This is a genomic window from Paenibacillus sp. GYB003, assembly GCF_036577625.1.
Lineage (GTDB): Bacteria > Bacillota > Bacilli > Paenibacillales > NBRC-103111 > Paenibacillus_AB.
In genome coordinates this window covers 1-20662 of the sequence record NZ_JARBDC010000072.1, presented here as the reverse complement: position 1 = coordinate 20662, position 20662 = coordinate 1, and the positions used below count along the sequence as shown (strand labels likewise).

Here is a 20662-nt window from a genome sequence, read left to right as displayed (position 1 = left end):
CTTTCGCATCTTGTATTCGCTTATGAATGCAGCTGCAAATAGCGGTCTTTTGCACCTCTTATTTCTATCCCATATAGGTAATTTGGGGAAATAGGGGGTGTTTGAGACTCTTCTTTCCTTCGATATCGTCCTGAGGAAGGCTTCCGGCGGCTTCAGGACTGTTTTAAGAGCCTCAAAAAACCGCTAACTCCAGTTTCGTTGCCGAACCCGTTGATTTAGCGTACTCCGAAGACTCTTATTTGGGCGGCGGGAAAGGCGCAAGGGATGAGCTTCGCCCCAAATGGCTCCGTCGGACGCGCTCCTGTACCCGTCATTGTTTGCGCATCGAGCGGATGGCCGCGCTAAAGCCCCACGGACCGCAGCAAATCCCGCCCGGCGCGCAGCTTGGAGACGTCCGTTCCGGGGGCGTACTCCAAAATAAGCTGGCAGGCCGGAGCGTCGCGGAGCGCGTCCCAGACCGGCCCCCAGTCGATCGAGCCTTCGCCGACCGGCAAATGGGCGTCCGCGTCCCCGAAGTTGTCGTGAAGATGGACGCAGCCGAGCCTGCGGCCGGCTTGCCGGATCAGGGCGGGGATGTCCCAGCCGTTCAGATGGGCATGGCCGGTGTCGATTAAGTAAACGGCGGAATCGTCAAGCCGTTCCACGAACCGCACGTATTCGTCCTGTGTAAACAGCGAGCTGCCGCGGTAGCCGACATTTTCGACGGCGAGCTTGACGCCGAGCGGCGCGGCCGCCGCGCACAGCCGGCCGACGGCTTCCTCGGCCCGAAGCGCCGCGGTTCGGATGTCGAACGCGGGGGAGAAGCGGAAGCCGGGGTGGATCACGGCGTGCGTCGCTCCGATCCGGCCGGCGAATGCGATCGATTTGCGGTATTCCGCGAACGAAGCTTCGCGTATCGCCCGATTTTCGCTCGTCAAGTTCGTATCCCAGGCCGGCGGATGTACCGTAAAGGAAGCCGTTGTTCCTCGCAAATGCGCCGCAAGTCTCTCCATCGCCGCTTCCATCTCGTCCCACGCCTCCCCGTCCAGCAGCAGCTCGATATGGGCCGCTCCTTCGCGCAGCAGCGTTTCCGCGTTTTGCTCCGGTTTGCCTCCGAGCAGCAGCAAATCCGAATAGCTGATAATGTTGTTCATCCGTTTCGTTCCTCCGTGTTTCGTTGTTCCATCGTTCATTTCGCAGCGGCGCTGCCATGTATATCCTAAGGTCGCCGCGGGGCAGGGCGCAATTTACATTTGTTCGTTTTTTGTACAGTTCTTTGGGCGTGCCGGGTGCGCCGGAGCGACGAATCGCCTCGACGTTTCGGGATCACGGAATGTTATTCCGTTATTTGGAAGAGATCGGCGCGGGAACCGAATGAAGGAGACCGACAGCCGACCACAAGCTGCCGATTCCGGGCAACTGCGGCCGCGCCTGGGCGGTTAGGTATCTGGGCGGCCGCTCGCAGTTGCCATTTTTTACGATTGTGTGCAAACGTTACGGTCGGCCGGACAATTGCAAGGTATCGTGAAACGTGTGTATAGGGTCATGCCGGTCGGCGGCTTTACACTGGGAGAGAAGTTTCGGCAAAGGAGGCTGGTTGGTATGAAAGGGCGGCACGGCCGCGAATCGGCAGCAGAAGCAGCCGCGGCGAAAGCGACAGCGTCGGCGGAAGCGACAGCGTCGACGGGAACGACAGCGTCGGCGAGAGCGGCAGAGTCGACAGCAACGGCGGCACCGGAAAAATCAAGCCCCCCGACCGGGGGCGAAACGGGAAGCGGCGGCGTCAAAGGAGGCCGCAAGCTGTGGAGCCGCAGAGACATGATCGCCGCCCTCGGAGCGGCCGGGGCGACGATAGCCGCGCAGGCGATGCTGGGCGGACAGCGCAGCTATGCGGGAGGGGACGCGGTAAGCGGAGCGGTGTACGGCCGCCCGGGGCATGACGGCCCGGGGAGCGGGCCCGGCGAAGGGGAGCATCCCGTCCGCCACCGCAAGCTCGACTGGCTGAACGTGCGCGACTTCGGCGCGGAAGGCGACGGGAGCCGCGACGACACGGAGGCCGTACAGCAGGCGCTCGACCGGGCGCTGGCGGACGGAAGCGCGCACGTCTACGTACCGCAGGGCACGTACAAGCTGACGCGCATGCTGCGCATATACCGCGGCACGAAGCTGGCGCTTCACCCCGGCGCCGTCATGCTGCGGTGCCACAACGACAGCTTCCTGCTGAACGGCGACGTCGGCGCGCAGTACGACGGCTACGAAGGGCACGGCGATATCGTCGTCGAAGGCGGCACGTGGGACGGCAACGTGCTGCAATACCCCGACGCCTACGTCGGCTTCAACTTCGGCCACGCCCGCAATGTCGCCGTTCGCGACGTCACGATCAAGGACGTCGTATGGGCGCACGCGATCGAAATCAACGCCAGCCGCGACGTGCTGATCGACCATTGCCGGTTCGTCGGCTACAAAAACGCGGACGACGGATCGCGTTATTTTTCCGAGGCGATCCAGATCGACGTGCCGACGAAGCTCAGCTTCGCGGCGTTCGGCCGTCACGACGGAACGCCGTGCCGAAACGTGACGGTTCGCGACTGCTACTTCGGCGCGAGCGGAACGCCGGGGACGACCGCCTGGGCGGCCGGCGTCGGAACGCACGGCGCGATTCACGACGTATGGTCGTCCGACATCGTCATCGCGAACAACACGTTCGAGGGGCTGACGTATTGGGCCGTTCGTTTGTTCAAATGGAAACGATGCCTCGTCGAAGGCAATGCGATTTTGAACTGCGGAGGAGGCATATCGGTGAGCACGCCCGCCCCGAACAGCGAGTCGACGAAAGACAAAGACGGCGTGCAGCGCGGAACGCCGCAGGCGGGCGGTTCGATCCGGATCGCGAACAATTTCGTCGCCGGGGCGGCGGCCTACGGCGGCATCGGCTGCTACGGGGATCCGGCCGCTTTGGTCGAGGACGTCTCGATTACGGACAATTTCGTCTACGACGCGGGAGCAGGCAAACACGGCATAACGGTTTCGCGGTGCCGGGGCGCTATCGTGGAGCGCAATATCGTAAACAATGCCCGGCGCGGCGTGTACGTCGACAATTCCGCCGGCTGCCGGGTCGCGGGCAACCGCATCGCGAACATTGCGGTCAACGGCATCGAATCGGCCAAGTCGGCCGACGTCGCGATCGCCGACAACGACGTGAGCGATTGCGGCTTCTACGGCATATCGGCCGGCGAAACGTCGCGCTTCCGCATCGTTTCCAACACGGTCCGAACGGCGGGCTTATCCGAGCACAACCGGTACGACGGCATTATCGTCAGCGCGGGCAACAAAGACGGCGTCGTGCGGGACAATGCGGTCCGCAAGGCGGAGACGGGCAACCAAAACCGGTACGGCCTGCAAATCGCCGCGAGCAGCGAGCGGATCGAAACGGGCGGCAACATGCTGGACGGCGTCTCCGCGCCTTTCCGGAACGCCTCCGCCACGTCGTCCGACCAATTGCGCCTGTACGCGCCTTCGGGCGCCTGCTACAAGGTGACCGTCGACGCGGCGGGCGCTTTGACGGCAACGTTACTTTAGCGAACAAACGGGAGGATTCGAACGAGATGCATCAAGCGAACAAAGCGAAAAAAGCGACCAAATGGATCGGCGCTATCGCCGCGAGCGCGGCGGCGGCGGTTCTTGTGACGGCGTGCGGCGGATCGGGGACGGGAGACCAAGCGGCGTCCGGCGGCGCGGACAAAGCCCCGGCCCAGCAAGCGAACAAAAAGCAAGACCCCGTTACCGTCACGATCGGGATCAGGGCGACCGGCTATTTGACCGAAGACGAAATTCAGCGTTACATCGTGCAGCCGGTAAGCAAAAAATATCCGCATATTACGATCAACCGGATCGTCCTCGACGATAAGACGAATTCGTTCGAAAACTTGCTGGCCGCCGGCTCGCTGCCGGACATTATTTTCCATACGTCGCTGCTGCTGCCGGACTTGAAAAGGCTGAAAATCGACCAAGATTTGACCGACGCGATCAAAACGGCGAACATCGACCTGGCCGCATTCAATCCGACGACGCTCGACGCGATCAAAATTACGAGCGAAAACAGCTTTTTGATGGGCGTTCCGTATACGATGCATTTCAACGCGCTCTACTACAACAAAGACATTTTCGACAAGTTCGGGGCGGAATACCCGAAGGACGGCATGACGTGGCAGGAAGTGACGGAGCTTGCCAAAAAAGTGACGCGCAAGGAGGATACGGTGCAGTATCGCGGCTTCGAGCCGGATTCGATATACCGGGCGGGCTCCCAGCTCGGGCTGCCGCTGATCGATCCGAAGACGTTCAAGTCGGTCGGCAATACCGACGAATGGAAGCAGGTCGTCCAGATGGCCAAAGACGTCTACGCGATTCCCGGCAACTCGACGATCCAGACGTTCAGCTCGGGGGTCAACGCATTCGTCAAAGACCGGAAGCTGGCCATGCTCGCCGGCCTGAACTGGCTGCCGAACCTTGCGGAAGTGAAAGGCCAGTTTACGAATTGGGACCTCGCCTCGTATCCGACATGGCCGGGCAAGCCGGGCGTCGGCACCCAGATCGACCTGCACGTCATGATCGTCCCGAGCACGAGCAAGCATAAGGAAGCGGCGCTTCAGGTGATCGAAACGGTCGTCTCCGGCGAGGTCCAGTCGGACATGGCCCAAAACGGGCGCGTGTCGGTGCTGAAGGACAAAAAGTATCAGGACGCGTTCGGCCAACATCTCGACTATTTGAAAGGGAAAAACGTGCAGGCCGTCTTCAAATCGGCGCCGACGAAGCCGTTCCCGACGACGATTCACGCCAACAAGGCGTTCAACGAAATTACGAAGGTGATGACCCAGGTCGTCAAAAACAACGTCGACGTCAACACCGCGCTGCGCAGCTACGACGAGCTGATGGACAAATATATCGCCGAGCAGCCGAAATAACGTTCCGGCGGCGCAATTTTGGTATAATGCTGTTTGAGAACGCATTTGCGGGAACGCATACGGGAAGGAGGCGGGGCCGACGGATGGCCGCAACGAACAAATACCGGGGCCGGCTGGCCGCGGGGGCGGTCCTGCTGCTTGTGCTGGCGGGCGCCCTCGTTTGGTTCGGCGGGAAGCGTACGGACGGCGCGGTTCCGGCCGGGGAGCCGCCTTCCCTGCTGCCGCAAGGGATGCCGATTATGAGCAGGCCCGTCGAGCTGACGTTTCTGGCCGGGAAATCGGCGACGAACGCCTCCGATTGGAACGAGGTGCTCGTCTGGAAACGGTACGCCGAGATGACGAATATGAACGTCCGGTTTCGGCTCGTACCGTTCGAAAGCATGGGAGAAGCGAGAAAGCTGGCGCTGGCGACGGGCGACTACCCGGACGCCTTTTACGCCGCCCGTCTCACCCCGGCCGAGCTGATGAAATACGGCAAGGACGGCGTGCTGATCGCGCTCGACGGGATGATCGACGCGCATGCGCCGAACATCAAACGGCTGCTGGACCGCCATCCGGACTTGCGCAACTCGCTCACGATGCCGGACGGCCGCATTTATTCGATCCCGTCCTATTACGATCCGGATTTTTTGTCGATGCTGATCGGGACGCCGCTGTGGATCAACAAAAAATGGCTGGACGCGCTCGGCATGCCCGAGCCGCAGACGACGGACGAGCTGTACGCGTACTTGAAGGCGGTCAAGGAGCGCGACCCGAACGGCAACGGCGTCGCCGACGAAATTCCGTACGGCAGCATCGGCATTAACGTGCTCATTCACCAGCTGAAGGGGGCGTGGGGGCTCGGCAACCGCGGCTTGGCCAATACGAACGTCGATTGGGACGAACAAGCGGGACGGCTCCGGTTCATTCCCGCCGATCCGGCCTACAAGGAATTGCTCGAATATATCCATAAGCTGTATGCCGAAGGATTGATCGAGAAAGACGTCTTCACGATCGGCAGCAGCGAGTTTTACGCGAAAGGGACGCAAGGCGTATACGGCGCGACGGTGATGCCGAACCCGTTTACGCTGATGAAGCAGACCGGCTATGTCGGCGCCCCCGCGCTGCAAGGCCCGCACGGCGACCGGCTGTACTCCCACGTGAAGGCGCCGCTCGTCCATCCCGGCGCGTTTGCGATCACGAGCAAAAACAAATACCCGGAAGCGACGCTCCGATGGATCGACCATTTGTTCGGGGACGAAGGAAGCAAGCTGTTTTTCATGGGCGTTCCGTCCGTTACGTACGAGGAAACCGAAGACGGGGAGCTGCGCTACTTGAAGCCGATTACGTCGAGCCCGGACGGGCTGACGATGGAGCAGGCGCTGACCCCTTACGTCACCTGGCTCGGCGGCAGCTATCCCGGCTACGTGCGGTCTCCGCTGTTCAAAGGCTCGGAAAGCTTGCCGGAATCGCTCGACGCCGCGGAGAAGGTGAAGCCGTACGCGGTGAAAGAAATATGGCCGGCGTTCAATTTCAGTCCGGGCGGTCTCGGCACGGAAGTGACGAAGTACGTCCAGGACATGCAGGCGAAGTTCATTACCGGCGAAGTGCCGTTTGCGGACTGGGACAAATATATCGGGCATTTGAACATGATCGGGCTGCAAAGCTACATGAACCAATACAACGAAGCGTTTCAGGCTTATTTGCGAAGCAAATAAGCTTTTCGTTTGCCGATTAGGAAGGGCTGCCTGAATATAGCGGACGTTCCGCGCCGGCATCACGCCTGGAGTCCGGCTTCGCTGCCGAGCGCCGACCGTTTGCGGTAGTCGCCGGGAGTGAGGCCGGTTATTTTTTTGAACATGCGGATAAACGACGTGACGTTGCGGTAGCCGATTTTTTCGCCGATTTCCTGAATGCTGAGCGACGTGCGGACGAGCATGTCCTTCGCCTCGCGAATGCGTATGCCGTTCAGATGATCGCTGAAGTTCGTGCCCGTCTTCTCCTTGATATAGGCGGACAAATAGTTGCTCGACATGTTCATCCGGTCGGCGACGGTATCGAGCGACAAATCCTCGGCGTAATGCGACTCCAAATAGTGCGCGAAAAATTCGACGACCGGGTCTTTCTCCTCGCGCTTCCTTCTGACGGCTTCGGCGGCCGGCGGGACGAACCGGTCGAAAAACCGAACGTAATCGTCGAACGTCCAACATTCCTCCAGCTCGCCCAGCATGGCGTTCAGCCGTTCCGTCCGGCTCGGGTCGACCTTCGCCATTTCCGCGATTTTGACGATTTTGGCGGCGGCGCTCAAGGCGAAGATGCGGAACTGGGAGCGGAACGCTTCTTTTTTGCGCATCTGCTCGAGCATCCGGAACAGCAGCTGGCCGCACGCCGCCCCGTTCCCTTCCCGCATGTTGACGTAAAACTCCTGCTCCTGCTCGGCCGTAAACACGAAATGGCTTTGCGGCGGGACGTCCTCCCAAAGCAGCTGCATGTCGCCGAGCAGCTTCTCCTGCTTCAGCCGATCCATCGCCTGCATGTACGCCTTGTTGAAATCGGAGCCGGCGGGAAACGACGAGCTGACCGACGCCGTCACGAGATAATGGTCGCGGTCCCGGTCGAAAATCGTTTTCAGCTTGCCGAGCGCCCGCCCCAGCTCGCCGTCCGCCGCCTCGCCGTAAACGACCGACACGAGCTGGCTGCCGTCCGTCAGCAGCGTGCGGGAATGCTCGAACGTCCCCGACATCGTCAGGTCGACGCATTCGCGCGCGGCATAGACCAGTCCGTCCGCACTCACGCCGGCGGCCTGCAGCATCGCGTTCCGGAACCGGAACTGAAACAGCACGACGCGGAACGGCTCCGGCCGGTCGATCGGCTCCTTCCATTCGCCGGAGCCCGTCGCGATTTTTTTCAATTTGCTCAAATAGCCGAAATCGGTCAGCAGCGACGTCTTGGTTTGCAAATCGTCGTGGATGTCGTTGCGTTCCCGGATGAGCTCCCGGGAAATTTCGTTAATGAGCTTGAATTCGTAAATGCCGCTGCGAACGACTTCCGGGCTGCGCTGTCTCAGCGAATCGATGATCCGTTTGACCGGGGCGTCGATTTTGCGGCTGAACACGACCGAAGCGGCCGCGGCGATGGCGATCGACAAGACGGACAAGGCGGCGAGCGTCCATCTCAGCCTGTCGATTTGCGCGGCGATGCTGGCGTACGGAACCGATGTCGTATAAGTCAGGCCGGTTTCCGCGCTTTTTTCGTAAAACGTGTACACGTTATCGCTCGCGACGAACTCCGGAGCGCCGTCCGGTACGATTCGTTTGCCGGATGACTGCGGGTCGGCGGAGTCGAACAGCGCCCGCCCGTTCGGATGGACGATGGCGAAGTCCGAACCGTCTTTGCTGTAAAACGATTCGTACAGCCGCTCCGCGTCCAGCAACCCGATGACGAGATGGTTGTAGCCGGGCAGCTTGACCGTCATCGGCAGCAGCCGCTTGCTCTGCGTATCCGAAGAGACGATGGCGAACGGGCGGCTCGGGTGCAGCTCGGACGTATACGGCAGGGCGAACTGCCGCTGCCAATAGCGGATGTCGTAAGGCTCTCCGGCGTAAAACAGCGAAAACAACCGGTCGGCGTCCCCGGTGCCGTTTTTGTCGACCGCGTACGAAGCCGAGTTGTAAAAGACGAGGATGTTGTCCAGGTACAGAAACGGGTTGTTGACGTCGCGCCGGAGCTGGTCCCGGATTTCGGCCGGCTTCAAATAGTTGACGCCGGAGCCGTCTTTGGCGGCGAGCTGCCTGCCGAAGGAGACGACGTTTTCGTCCTGGTACAGCTTGAACAGCAGCGTTTTGACGATGGCCAAATGCTTCTCGTACCGATCCGCCGCGTTGACGAGCGACAGCCGGTTGTTATGGATGATTTCCCGCTCGATTGTCGTTTTGAAGAAGGCGAACGACAAAATGTTGAACGAGGCGAGAAGAACGATAATCGCCACGAAGCTGATCATGCTTTTCACGAACAGCGATTGGAAGTTGAACGGTATGCGTGCCAATGGCGGGGACCCCTTTGCCTGCAAGAAAGCGCTTTATCTGTGCGAACGTATATATTGTACCGCAAATGGCGCGGACGGAGAACCGAAAAAACGGCGAACCGGTGTAAAGAGATCGTTAAGAGGCGCTTCCGGGACGGGGGGCTTCGAATCCTTCCCGATCTCTGACTCCCCAAATTGAATTTGTGGGTTAGTCATAAATCGGGTAGACCTCTCGTATGGTTAAAAGTATCACAATCGCGAAAGGGGGATCCGTTTGCAGCAGCTTGTGCCGGAAAGCTACGAACCGCCCGGCGCGTACCGCAAAGATATGCTGCGCCTGCTCGCGCGGGACGCGCACACGCTTTATGCGTACTGGGAAATTTCCGACCGCAAAAAATGGCTCGCCTCGCAGCATTTCGAATGCGACTACGGGCAATTGCCGAAAGCGCTCCGTCTTTACGACGTGACGCATCTCCTCTTTAACGGTCATAACGCGAACCGGACGATCGACTATCCGCTCACGCCCGAAGCCGACAATTGGTACATCACCGGGCTGGAAGCCGACCGGGCCTACACCGCCGATCTCGGGGGGTATACGTGGGAAAGGCAGTTCGTCCCTTTCGTTCGCGCCAACGTCGTGCAGACACCGAGAGACCGTCCCGCAAGCTACGGGGCTCCGCTCGCCAGCGTCGCCGCCGAAGCTTCCGTTCCCCGTCCGACGCGTTACATTCCTCCGGACGGCTTGGAACATTTCGCGTCTTACCGATTGTAAGCTTTGGGCGTCCGCACCGGATGCCGCCATAAGAGAAAACGTACCGGGGGGTTCCATGCGCCGAAGGTGGAAAACGAAGCCTGAATGGAAAGGGTATTTGGCGTTGATTTTGCACGCCCATTTGCCTTACGTCCGTCATGCCGAACGGGATGACGTGATGGAGGAGCGGTGGTTTTACGAGGCGATGACGGAGACGTATTTGCCGCTGCTCGACGTGTTCGACAACCTCGTCCGCGACGGGGTCGATTTCCGCGTGACGCTGTCGATGACCCCGACGCTGCTGTCGCTGTGCTCCGATCCGCTGATGCAGACCCGCTGCGCCGATCATCTCGACCGGCTGATCGGGCTGGCCGACAAGGAAACGGCGCGGCTGAAGCGCGACGAGCGATTGCGCCCGCTCGCGGCCATGTACGCGGAGCGGTTCCGCGCGCTGAAAGCGAAGTACGAGAGCTGCGGGCGAAACGTCGTCGCGGCTTTCCGAAAGCTGCAGGACGCGGGCGCGCTGGAAATTATGACGTCGGCGGCGACGCACGGCTATTTGCCGCTGATGAAGACGGAGGAGGCGATCCGGGCGCAAATCCGCACCGGCATCCGCGATTACGAGCGGCATTTCGGCCGGAGCCCGAAAGGAATATGGCTGCCGGAGTGCGCGTATGCGCCGGGAATCGACCGGCTGCTGAAAATGGAGGGGATCGACTACTTCGTCAGCGACTCGACGGCCGTCGAATACGCGTCGCCCGCGCCGAACCGCAAGCTGCTCGCTCCGCTTATGACGCCATACGGCGTGACGGCGTTCCCGCGCGATCCGGAATCGTCCGAGCAAGTGTGGAGCGCGACGGACGGCTATCCGGGCCATTACGATTACCGGGAATATTACCGGGATATCGGCTGGGATCTCGGTTGGGACGACGCCGAGGAGTGGGAGTATATACGGCCGTACGTGCTGCCGACGCACGAGCGGATCAATACGGGAATCAAATATTACCGGATTACGGGGGCCGGCCGTCACCGCGAGCCGTACAATCCCGAATGGGCGCGGAAAGCGGCGGCCGAGCAGGCCGACCATTTTTTGGAGTGCCGGGGCAAGCAGGCGAGCGCCTGGAACGGCCGGCTCGACCGGCTGCCGCTGATCGTGTCGCCTTACGACGCGGAGCTGTTCGGGCATTGGTGGTACGAAGGGCCGATCTGGGTCGACATGCTGTGCCGCAAAGCGTACTACGATCAGCATACGGTCAAAATGGTGACGCCGAGCGAATATTTGCGGCAATACCCGGTCGCGGATACCGGCCGTATCAACGCGTCGAGCTGGGGCCGCAGCCATTCGTCGGAAGTATGGCTGCAGCCCGCGAACGACTGGCTGTACCGCCACCTGCATCAGGCCGAGGAGCGGATGATCCGGCTTGCCGCGCGGCATGCCGGGCGGGAGCCGGAGCGGTCGATGCGGCGGGCGTTGAACCAGGCGGCGCGGGAGCTTATGCTGGCGCAAAGCAGCGACTGGGCGTTCATCATGGACAGCCGCACGGTCGTCGATTACGCCGTCCGCCGGACGAAGGAGCATCTCGGTGCGTTCGACCGTTTGTGCGGCATGATCGAGGCCGGCCGGATCGACGTCCCGGTTCTCGAAAGTCTGGAGCACCGGCATAACTGCTTTCCCGACATCGATTTCGCCGATTACGTTCCGGCGCTTGCGGCGGCGCCATGGCCCGATCCGCGCGCGGAGAACGTCCGCGACAAACCGAACGTGTTCATGCTCGCCTGGGAATATCCGCCGAAATACGTGGGCGGCCTGTCGCGCGCCGTGGCCGACTTGGCCGAAGCGCTGGCGGCGCGGGGAGAGACGGCGGTGCACGTCGTGACGACCGCGGTCGAGGGCGCTCCCGATTACGAAATCCGGGGTGGCGTCCACGTGCACCGGCTGCCCGTGCTCTGCTCGGGCGATACCGAGTTTTACCACTGGACGTTCGAAATGAATTTGGCGATGGTCGACTTCGTCGTCGGCTGGAAGGAGCGCGGCGGGCGCGTCGATCTGCTGCACGCGCACGACTGGATGGTGTTTCACGCCGCGCGGGAGCTGAAGCACAGCTACGGGCTGCCGCTCGTCGCGACGATTCACGCCACGGAGTCGGGCAGACGGCAGGGGAAGCTGGACGGCGAGCTGTCCAGCCGCATTCACGGACTGGAATGGAAGCTGACGTACGAGGCGGCCCGGGTGTTCGTCTGCAGCAAGCCCATGAAGGACGAAGTCGTCCGCCTGTTCGGGCTGCCGGAGGCGAAAGTCGACGTCGTGCCGAACGGGATCCGCATTCCGGCGGAAGAGGAGCCGCTTATGGACGACGGCGCGGAGGCGCGGGGAGGGTCGAACGATCGCGTCGTGCTGTTCGTCGGCCGCCTCGTCTACGAGAAAGGCGTGCAGGTGCTGCTGGCGGCGATGCCGTCGGTCCTGGCCCGCGTGCCGGAGGCGCGGCTCGTCGTCGTCGGAGCCGGTCCGATGCGGGAGACGCTGGAGCGCCAAGCCGCGGAGCTCGGCATCGGGCATCGCGTCTCGTTCCCCGGATTCGTCGACGACGGGACAAAAGCGCGGCTGTACCGGACCGCCGACGTCTGTGCGTTTCCGAGCCTGTACGAACCGTTCGGCATCGTGGCGCTGGAGGCGATGGCGTCGCGAACGCCGCTCGTCGTCTCGGATACGGGCGGGCTCGCCGAGCTGGTCGAGCACGGGCACGACGGCTACAAGGCGCTGCCGGGCCATGCCGAATCGCTCGCCTGGCACATTACCGAGCAGCTGCTCGATCCCGCCCGCGGCCGCGAAATGGCGGATCGAGCCTATGGGAAACTGCTCGCGGATTACGCCCCGGCCGCCATCGCGGAGCGGGTCCGGGACATTTACGACACGCTGCTCGGCGGGTCGCACGGAACTCGCCGCCCGGACGCCGAAGTCCCGGAGGTTTCAAGCGGGGCGGAGGCTATGGGGACGGTTTAGCTTCCGCATATCGACGCGGCGGGAGCTGCGAAATATAGACATAGACTGACCTAAAAACTTTGGATCGAACCTACACAGGGGGGACACGATTGAAGGCAATCATCATGGCAGGCGGTAAAGGAACGAGGCTGCGCCCGCTGACTTGCCAGCTTCCGAAACCGATGGTTCCGCTGCTCGGCCGTCCGTGCATGGAATACATTATCGACTTGTTGAAAACGTACGGCATAACGCAAATCGGCGTCACGACGCAATTTATGCCGGAAGTGATCCGCAATCATTTCGGAGACGGCCGCGATTTCGGCGTCGAGCTGCACTATTTCGAGGAGGACGCGCCGCTCGGGACGGCCGGCAGCGTGAAAAACGCCGCCGCCTTTCTCGACGAACGGTTCGTCGTCATCAGCGGCGACGCTTTGACCGACTTCGACCTGGAAACGGCGATCCGGTTCCATGAGAGCAAGGAGGCGCTCGCGACGATCGTGCTGACGCGGGTGCGGCGTCCGCTCGAATACGGGGTCGTCATGACGGACGAGGAAGGGAGAATCGTCCGGTTTTTGGAAAAGCCGGACTGGAGCGAAGTGTTCAGCGACACGGTCAACACCGGCATTTACGTGCTGGAGCCCGAGGCGCTGCAAGGGGTCGCGGAAGGCAAGGAGCAGGATTTTAGCAACGATTTGTTTCCGCTCCTGATGAAACGGGGAGAGCGGCTGTACGGCTGCGTCAGCGAAGGCTACTGGTCGGATATCGGCAATATGGAGCAGTACCGGCAAGCCCACTTCGACATGCTGGACGGCAAAGTGAAGGCGGCGTTCAAAGGCAGGGAGCTGTATCCCGGCGTTTACGTCGAGGACGGCGTCATGCTTCCTTCCGGGTGCGCCGGGTGGGACGGACCGGTATACATCGGCCGGGGCACCGTCATCGAGGAGAGCGCGCAGATCGGCGCCTACACCGTGCTCGGCTCGGGAAACCGGATCGGGTGCGGCAGCACGCTCCGCCAAACGATCATGTGGGATCATAACCGAATCGGCGAACGGAGCGAAATATCGGGGGCTACGCTGTGCAGCCGCATTCGCTGCCATCCGGAAACGGTCATCGCGGACGAGGCCGTCATCGGCAGCCACTGCACGATCGGTCCGAAAGCCCACGTCCTCCCCCGCGTCAAACTATGGCCTCATAAACGGGTGCGCGAGCATGCGGTGCAAAGCGATTCGGTCATTTGGGGCGAAAGCGCGAGAAAGCCGCTCTTTTCCGACGGAGCGGTGTACGGCTATGCGAACGAGGAGGTGACGCCGGATTTCGCGGCGAAATTTGCCGGCGCTTACGGCGCGAGCCTCGCGAAGGGCAAACGGATCGCGGTCAGCTCGTCCGCCGACGGCTTCTCCCGCCTTATCCGCTCGGTGCTCATGCCGGCGCTGCAGGCGGTCGGCGCCTGCGTTACCGACGCCGGCGACAGCCTGCCCGCGGCTGCGCGCTTCGGCGTCAAGGCGCTCGGCGCCGGCGGCGGCATCCACGTAAGCAGCGCCGAAGTCGGCGGGCGCGTCCTGTGCCGGATCGAGTGCATCGACGCCGCCGGCTTGCCGATCGGCAAAAGCGACGAGCGGAAAGTCGACAACGCGCTCGCGCTCGAAGATTATTCGCGTATGGATGTAAGCGGCATTCCGGACATTTGCACGGCGGAGGGCTTGACGGAAGCGTACGGCAAAAAGCTGATCGCCGAGCTCGGCGGCGGCGGGAGCAAGCCGCTCGTCGTAGCCGTTTCGGCCGCGAATCCGACCGTTCGCCGTTTGATCGGAACGGTAGCCGGCGCTTTCCGCTGGAAAATCGTCCACGTCGAGCCGGGCGTATCCGACGCCGGCTTCGGAGCGGCCGTCGCCGACAGCGGCGCCGATTTCGGCGCCCGTTTCGACAGCGCGGGCGAGCTGCTGCGCCTTTACGCCGAGAACGGCATGCCGGTTCCCGAGGAAAAGGCCGACGTCCTGCTCTACTTGTCGTACTTCCGGTGCTGCCGCGACCGGACGGTCGGCGTGCCGCTGAGCGCCCCGACGTTTCTCGATTCGGCGGCGGAAGCGCTCGGCTGCCGCGTCGTCCGCACGAAGCGCAGCCCGCGGGCCGTACTTGAGGCGTCGGCCGCCCATCCGTTCCATCCGGTCCACGATGCGCTGTTCGGCGTCGGCTTGCTGGCGCGCAACATGCTCGGGAGCGGGATGAGCGTCTCGCAGCTGCTGCAGTTCATGCCGAGCTTCTCGCTGCACAGCACGTACGTGGAAGTGCCGTGGGACGAGAAGGGGCGGCTGATGCGGCTGCTGACGGAGCAGGTGCGGAACCGGCAGGCCGATTTGCTCGACGGCATCAAAGTGTACGACGAATCGGGGGCGGGCTGGGTGCTGCTGCTGCCCGATACGGGCGAGCCCCGCTTCACGCTGATCGCCCACGGGGAGCGCGAGGAGGCGGCGGTCGAGCTGGCCGAGAGGTATAGGCGGGAGCTGACCCGCCACTTCGGATAGCCGCGGGCCGGGGGGTGCTTTGACGCGTCGGCGCGCCGCACGGTTGCGAGGCAGTGCGGCGGTGCGGCGGCGCGGCGGCGCCCCCCAGTCTCTTAGCGGGGGGCGAGGAGCGGTATGCGATCGAACACGGCCGATAGCGGAACTCGAATTCCGCTATCGGTCCGTTTTTGGCGAATATTCGGCCGGTTTGGAACGATACGGGCGATTTAACGGAACAAAGGCTTGTTCCGTTCTTTTCGAAAATCGTCCGGTTACCGGCGATTAGCGGAACAACGGTTCCGCTATGCCCAGCGTATCCGTGTGCGGGATGCGGGGGGGGCATATCTTGGATGCGGACAGCAGGGAGGAACCGGCATGAATGTAATTCCGATCGAATCGAAGCAAATCGGTTACGTCGAGTACGATGCGGAACGGTCGTGCATGATCGCGCATTTCGCCACGGGCGAAATCCGGGTTTATCCGGTGTCGCGGGAAGAATATGCCGTCCTCGGCGCTGCCAGCAACAAGTACGACTGCTTCGTACGGATGACGAGCCGTCTCACCGCGCGGCATGCGGCCGACATGCCGCCTTACGTCAGGGCGGCGAACGGATCCCGGAACGAGCGAGACTAGGGGGCGGGCAAGGCTAGAGGTGCGAGGAGAGGGTAGGCGAGGTGAGGTGAGGAGGAGTGAGGCGAGGTGAGGATGGGTGAGGCGAGGTGAGGATGAGGTGAGGATGAGGTGAGGATGAGGTGAGGATGGGTGAGGTTAATTGAGGTTAAGTGAGGTTAAGTGAGGTGAGGTGAGGGTGCGGAGGGGTGAGGTAAGGTAAGGTAAGGTAAGGTAAGGTAAGTTAGGTGAGGTTAGGCGAGGTTAGGCGAGGTTAGGCGAGGTTAAGTGAGTTGCGGATGGGGAAGGTATAGTTTAGGTGAGGTAAGGCGAGGCGGGGCGGGGCGGGGGGCATCGCTAATAGTGCAGTCCCGTCTGCAAACGGCGTGGGGCAAGCGGTCGGCTTACGTCGCAGCATGACGCGATTAGCGTAAGTCGAAACGCACTCGTGCGAAAAGTCCGTTTAGGCCGAGCGTACGTGGAGCCGAATTCATTAACGAATAAAACCTTCTTAATTAGTGAACTTCATTGCGCTAATTGGCCCGAAATGCACGAATACGAGCGATTACCGAACGATCGTTCACTATTAATGTCCCTAAGTTCAGTAATAGTGAAGTATCGTTTCGTAATGCTCGAAACCTTCTAATTGGCGGGCGAATAAGCAAATGCGATTCCCTTATTAGTAAAATGAAGTTCATTAATGACCGGCGACCTTTTCATGATACGAAGGAGCACTGTGTGCAAAGTATACCGTACCCGGTGTCTCTAGCCCATTCTGCAGCTATAAACCAAGTCGACCGCCCCCTCGTCGGTTACGCTTGGGCCGTGCCGTCGGCCGTGGCGCAGGCGGCCATCCGCCGCCGTCCCGTCGGCTGCCGCTCGCTCGATCGAGCGGGGCTATTTTATCAAACAGGGCTCGTCGGATAACGCCGTAACAAGCCGTCCCTAGCGGCGGAACCGCTGGTTTGTCGCACCGCTATTCCGTCGGACTGCGCCGCTCTAACGAGTTTCCGCTCTGTCGCGCGGCGTTTCGGTTTTTGCCCGATGCATGTCATGCTGCTTTGTCGGGCCGCCGCTCGGTTGCCTCCCTATCCGACTACGGCCAAATCGGGCTGCTCAGTTAAACCGTCTTTGTAAACCGTCTCTGCAAACCGTCTCTGCAAACCGTCTCTGCAAACCGTCTCTGCAAACCGTCTCTGCAAACCGTCTCTGCAAACCGTCTCTGCAAACCGTCTCTGCAAACCGTCTCTGCAAACCGTCTCTGTTAAACCGTCTCTGTTAAACCGTCTCTGTTAAACCGTCTCTGTTAAACCATCGCTCTGTTAAACCGTCGCTCCGTTAAGCGTTCACGCGCCGCCTCCGATTGCTGCCGATCCCGCGGGCTCGCCGTACGCTTCGGTGCCGGTTCCGGCACGCTCAACGATATCGAGCCCCCTTTCCGCCGCGGCTCCCGCGGACGGGGAGGGGGTCCTAATTCCCGCAACCAGAAAGGGTGACCGTCACGAGATGCCCCGCCATTACGCAATCGGCAACGGCACGATGCTTATCAATTTGGACCGGTATACGCGCATTCGCGATTTGTATTATCCGTACGTCGGACAGCTTAACCACGTAGGCGGCTATCCGTGCCGGATCGGCGTATGGGCGGACGGCGTTTTCGTCTGGCTCGGCGACGACGGCTGGCGCTGGACGCCCGGCTACGTGCCGGATTCCCTCGTCACGCAAGTATCCGCCGAACATGACGAGCTCGGTTTGCGGCTGGACATCAACGACGGCGTCCATCAAAGGGACAATATTTACATCAAACGGATTCGCCTTGTCAACCGGACGGATCGGGAACGGGACATCCGGATTTTTTTCACGCAGGATTTCTCGATCAACGAAACGGAGGTCGGCGATACGGCCGCTTTTTATCCGGAGAACGGGACGGTATTTCATTATAAGAAAAACCGGTACTTTATGGCGAACGGGCTGGCCGGCGGGGAAGGGATCGTCCAGTACGCGATGGGCGTCAAACGGTTCCACTTGGCCGAAGGGACGTGGAGGGACGCCGAGGACGGCCACCTGATGGGCAATTCGATCGCGCAAGGATCGGTCGACAGCACGGTCGGCTTTCGCTTGCGTGTCGGCGCGAACGCGGCGGAGCCGTGCTATTATTGGCTGTCCGTGGCGGATTCGCTCGAAGAGGCGAAGCGGCTCGACCGATACGTGCGCGAGAACGACCCGGGCAAGCTGCTGGATCGCGTGCAAATTTATTGGCAGCGATGGTCGAACAAGACGGAGCGCGATTTCGCCGATCTCCCCGAGCGGGTCGCCGCGATGTTCAGACAAAGCCTGCTTGTCGTCCGAACGCAAACCGATGCGCGCGGGGCGATTATCGCGGCGAACGATACCGACATTTTGCACTATAACCGCGATCATTACAGCTACATGTGGCCGCGCGACGGCGCTTTGATCGCGTATGCGATGTCCATGGCGGGCTATCATGAGACGGTTGTTCCGTTTTACCGGTTTTGCGCCGAGGCGATCGCATCCGAAGGCTACTTGCATCATAAATACAATCCGGACGGTACGGTCGGCTCGAGTTGGCATCCGTTCATCGCGAACGGGCAGGCGCAGCTGCCGATTCAGGAGGACGAGACGGCGCTCGTGCTGTTTTCGCTATGGCAAATGTACCGCGCGTCCGGCAATATCGAGCTTTGCCAATCGCTGTACGGGAGCCTGATCCGCAAGGCGGCCAAGTTCATGCGCGGCTATATCGACGAGGAGCTCGGTTTGCCGAAGCCGAGCTACGATTTGTGGGAGGAGCGGTACGGGATTTATACGTTTACCGCTTCGGCGGTGTACGGCGGGCTGAAGGCGGCCGCCGATTTTTGCGGACTGTTCGGCGACCGGGAGCGGAGCGAGCGGTACAGGCAAGCAGCCGCCTCCGTCCGTTCGGGCATTATCCGGCATTTGTGGGACGAAGAGAGCGGAACGTTCGCTCGCGGGCTGTTCCGGCAGGACGGCACGTGGGCGAAAGATATGACGCCGGAAAGCAGCGTTTACGGCATTTTCGAGTTCGGCGTCCTTCCGGCAAGCGATGCGCGCGTCGTCAGCACGATGCGCAGCCTCAAGGAGCAGCTGACGGTTCGGACGGACGTAGGCGGCATCGCGCGTTACAAAAACGATTATTACTTTCAGCGGTCGCAAGATATCGAACGCGTCCCCGGCAATCCGTGGATCATTTGCACGCTGTGGATGGCCGAATGGGAAATCGAATGCGCCCAGTCGATGGACGATTTGGCCGCGCCGCGCCGGACGCTGGAGTGGGTGACCGGGCACGCTTTGGAGTCGGGCCTGCTGTCCGAGCAGCTCGATCCGTTCGACGGCAGCCCGCTGTCCGTCGCGCCGCTCACCTGGTCGCACGCCACGTTCGTGCTCGCCGTCGTCAAATATTTGAACAAGGCGAAGGAGCTTCTGCAGCGAGACGGCTGCGGCTAATCCGACGCGGCGGGCGAGGCGAACGGAAGCGGAGGGAGGTTTGCAAGCATTGGGGAGGGGGAAGACGGCCGAGTCGGATGTAAGCGAGTCGGCCAAAGCGTGACGTAGGCAGCGAAGGAGGCGAAGTTGGAGAGGGACGGAGCATAGGCGAGTCGGTTGAGGCAAGGTGGAAGGAGAAGCGGGGCGCAAGCGAGTCGGCCGAGGCGAGGACGGACGGAGAAGAGCGAAGGAGAGTCGGCCGAAGCGAGTGCGATACTGCGGAGAGTGAACGAGCAACGAGAGTATGAGCGAACGGTAGCGAGACGTAGTGAGCAAGGCAAGACGGAGGAGCGAGCGCAAGCAGGTTGGCCGAAGGGAGACAAAGGAGCAAAGGTGTCGGCCGAGGCGAGGGCGGACGGAGAAGAGCGAAGGAGAGTCGGCCGAAGCGAGTGCGATACTGCGGAGAGTGAACGAGCAACGAGAGTATGAGCGAACGGTAGCGAGACGTAGTGAGCAAGGCAAGACGGAGGAGCGAGCGCAAGCAGGTTGGCCGAAGGGAGACAAAGGAGCAAAGGTGTCGGCCGAGGCGAGGGCGGACGGAGAAGAGCGAAGGAGATCGGCCGAAGCGAGTGCGATACTGCGGAGAGTGAACGAGCAACGAGAGTAGGAGCGAACGGTAGCGAGACGTAGTGAGCAAGGCAAGACGGAGGAGCGAGCGCAAGCAGGTTGGCCGAAGGGAGGCAGAGGAGCGATCGGGAGCTAACGAGAGTACAGGCGAACGACCGCGAGACCCGATGAGCAAGACAGGCAGAGAAGCGGAGCCGTAAACGAGTGGCCGAAGCCGGGAGCCGGAAGCCGGCGGCAAGCGAGATTTGGCGGATAGGCGAGGATGGAGGAGCCGAGGGATGAGGCGGTTACAAAACCGCCCCTTCCCTACGGCCCACCTCCCTGCAAGGGAGGTGCTCGCTAAATTGCGCCTATGCCTGCTAAGGCGGAAAGCTTACGACGCAACGAGACGCGATTGTGGAAGTCGAACGCGCGCGCGAAAAGTCCATTAGCCGAAGACGTACCTTATGCTGCCGAAACTAATTAACGAACGAAATTTCCTTAATTACTTAACCTCGTTGCGCTATTTGGCTCGAAATACTCGAAAACGAGCGATTACCGAATGTTTGTTCACTATTAATGTCCCTAAGTTCAGTAATAGTGAAATACCGTTTGTTAATGCCCGAAACGATCGAAATGGCGAGCAAATAGGCAAATGTCGTTCCCAAATAGTAAAATTTAGTGTTACTACTTAGGTACCCCTTTTCAAATTCTGGAAACTTGGTTAATAAGGAAGTAGCCAAGTCTAGGCGGGAAAGGGGCACTCCTCATTGAAATTCACACAGGAGCAAGTATTACAAATCAGCAAAG

At 61.1% G+C, this 20662-nt stretch carries 10 protein-coding genes; 8 read left to right on the top strand and 2 right to left on the bottom strand.

Annotation, left to right across the window (positions count from 1 at the left end; all coding sequences use genetic code 11):
• Window positions 1–341: 341 nt before the first annotated feature.
• Window positions 342–1133, bottom strand: coding sequence for a sugar phosphate isomerase/epimerase family protein (locus PV407_RS23590; protein ID WP_332092461.1), 792 nt, complete (start codon window positions 1131–1133; stop codon window positions 342–344).
• Between the two features lie 448 nt (window positions 1134–1581).
• On the opposite strand from PV407_RS23590, the gene PV407_RS23585 reads away from it, so the two are divergent.
• The 3 genes from PV407_RS23585 (at window position 1582) to PV407_RS23575 (ending at window position 6637) form a co-directional block, all read left to right on the top strand.
• Window positions 1582–3558: a right-handed parallel beta-helix repeat-containing protein gene (locus PV407_RS23585; protein ID WP_332092460.1), complete on the top strand. Its 1977-nt coding sequence runs from the start codon at window positions 1582–1584 to the stop codon at window positions 3556–3558.
• A 26-nt stretch (window positions 3559–3584) separates the two neighbouring features.
• Window positions 3585–4940: an ABC transporter substrate-binding protein gene (locus PV407_RS23580; protein ID WP_332092459.1), complete on the top strand. Its 1356-nt coding sequence runs from the start codon at window positions 3585–3587 to the stop codon at window positions 4938–4940.
• Between the two features lie 83 nt (window positions 4941–5023).
• Entirely contained in the window at window positions 5024–6637 is a 1614-nt protein-coding gene (locus PV407_RS23575; RefSeq protein ID WP_332092458.1) for an extracellular solute-binding protein, read from the top strand.
• 59 nt (window positions 6638–6696) lie between these two features.
• On the opposite strand, the gene PV407_RS23570 is transcribed toward PV407_RS23575, so the two are convergent.
• Window positions 6697–8964 carry a helix-turn-helix domain-containing protein gene (locus tag PV407_RS23570; RefSeq protein ID WP_332092457.1) on the bottom strand — a complete coding sequence of 756 codons (2268 nt, stop codon included), beginning with the start codon at window positions 8962–8964 and terminating at the stop codon, window positions 6697–6699.
• Between the two features lie 253 nt (window positions 8965–9217).
• On the opposite strand from PV407_RS23570, the gene PV407_RS23565 reads away from it, so the two are divergent.
• From PV407_RS23565 to PV407_RS23545, 5 genes are all read left to right on the top strand, one after another.
• Complete coding sequence (locus PV407_RS23565) at window positions 9218–9715, top strand: DUF4912 domain-containing protein (RefSeq protein WP_332092456.1); 498 nt, start codon at window positions 9218–9220, stop codon at window positions 9713–9715.
• Window positions 9716–9770: 55 nt separating this feature from the next.
• Window positions 9771–12695, top strand: coding sequence for a 1,4-alpha-glucan branching protein domain-containing protein (locus PV407_RS23560; protein WP_332092455.1), 2925 nt, complete (start codon window positions 9771–9773; stop codon window positions 12693–12695).
• Window positions 12696–12784: 89 nt separating this feature from the next.
• Window positions 12785–15196, top strand: a complete 2412-nt coding sequence (locus PV407_RS23555; RefSeq protein WP_332092454.1) for a sugar phosphate nucleotidyltransferase — start codon at window positions 12785–12787, stop codon at window positions 15194–15196.
• A gap of 354 nt (window positions 15197–15550) precedes the next feature.
• Window positions 15551–15808: a hypothetical protein gene (locus PV407_RS23550; RefSeq protein ID WP_332092453.1), complete on the top strand. Its 258-nt coding sequence runs from the start codon at window positions 15551–15553 to the stop codon at window positions 15806–15808.
• A gap of 1482 nt (window positions 15809–17290) precedes the next feature.
• The gene (locus PV407_RS23545) at window positions 17291–19267 is read left to right on the top strand and encodes a glycoside hydrolase family 15 protein (protein WP_332092452.1); all 1977 of its coding nucleotides are present in this window, start codon (window positions 17291–17293) and stop codon (window positions 19265–19267) included.
• Window positions 19268–20662: the final 1395 nt, after the last annotated feature.

Excerpts from the sequence above, each read along its gene's own strand:
- PV407_RS23585 (WP_332092460.1), top strand. The coding sequence starts at position 1,582 with ATGAAAGGGCGGCACGGCCGCGAATCGGCAGCAGAAGCAGCCGCGGCG.
- PV407_RS23560 (WP_332092455.1), top strand. The coding sequence starts at position 9,771 with ATGCGCCGAAGGTGGAAAACGAAGCCTGAATGGAAAGGGTATTTGGCG.
- PV407_RS23580 (WP_332092459.1), top strand. The coding sequence starts at position 3,585 with ATGCATCAAGCGAACAAAGCGAAAAAAGCGACCAAATGGATCGGCGCT.
- PV407_RS23550 (WP_332092453.1), top strand. The coding sequence starts at position 15,551 with ATGAATGTAATTCCGATCGAATCGAAGCAAATCGGTTACGTCGAGTAC.
- PV407_RS23575 (WP_332092458.1), top strand. The coding sequence starts at position 5,024 with ATGGCCGCAACGAACAAATACCGGGGCCGGCTGGCCGCGGGGGCGGTC.
- PV407_RS23590 (WP_332092461.1), bottom strand. The coding sequence starts at position 1,133 with ATGAACAACATTATCAGCTATTCGGATTTGCTGCTGCTCGGAGGCAAA.
- PV407_RS23545 (WP_332092452.1), top strand. The coding sequence starts at position 17,291 with ATGCCCCGCCATTACGCAATCGGCAACGGCACGATGCTTATCAATTTG.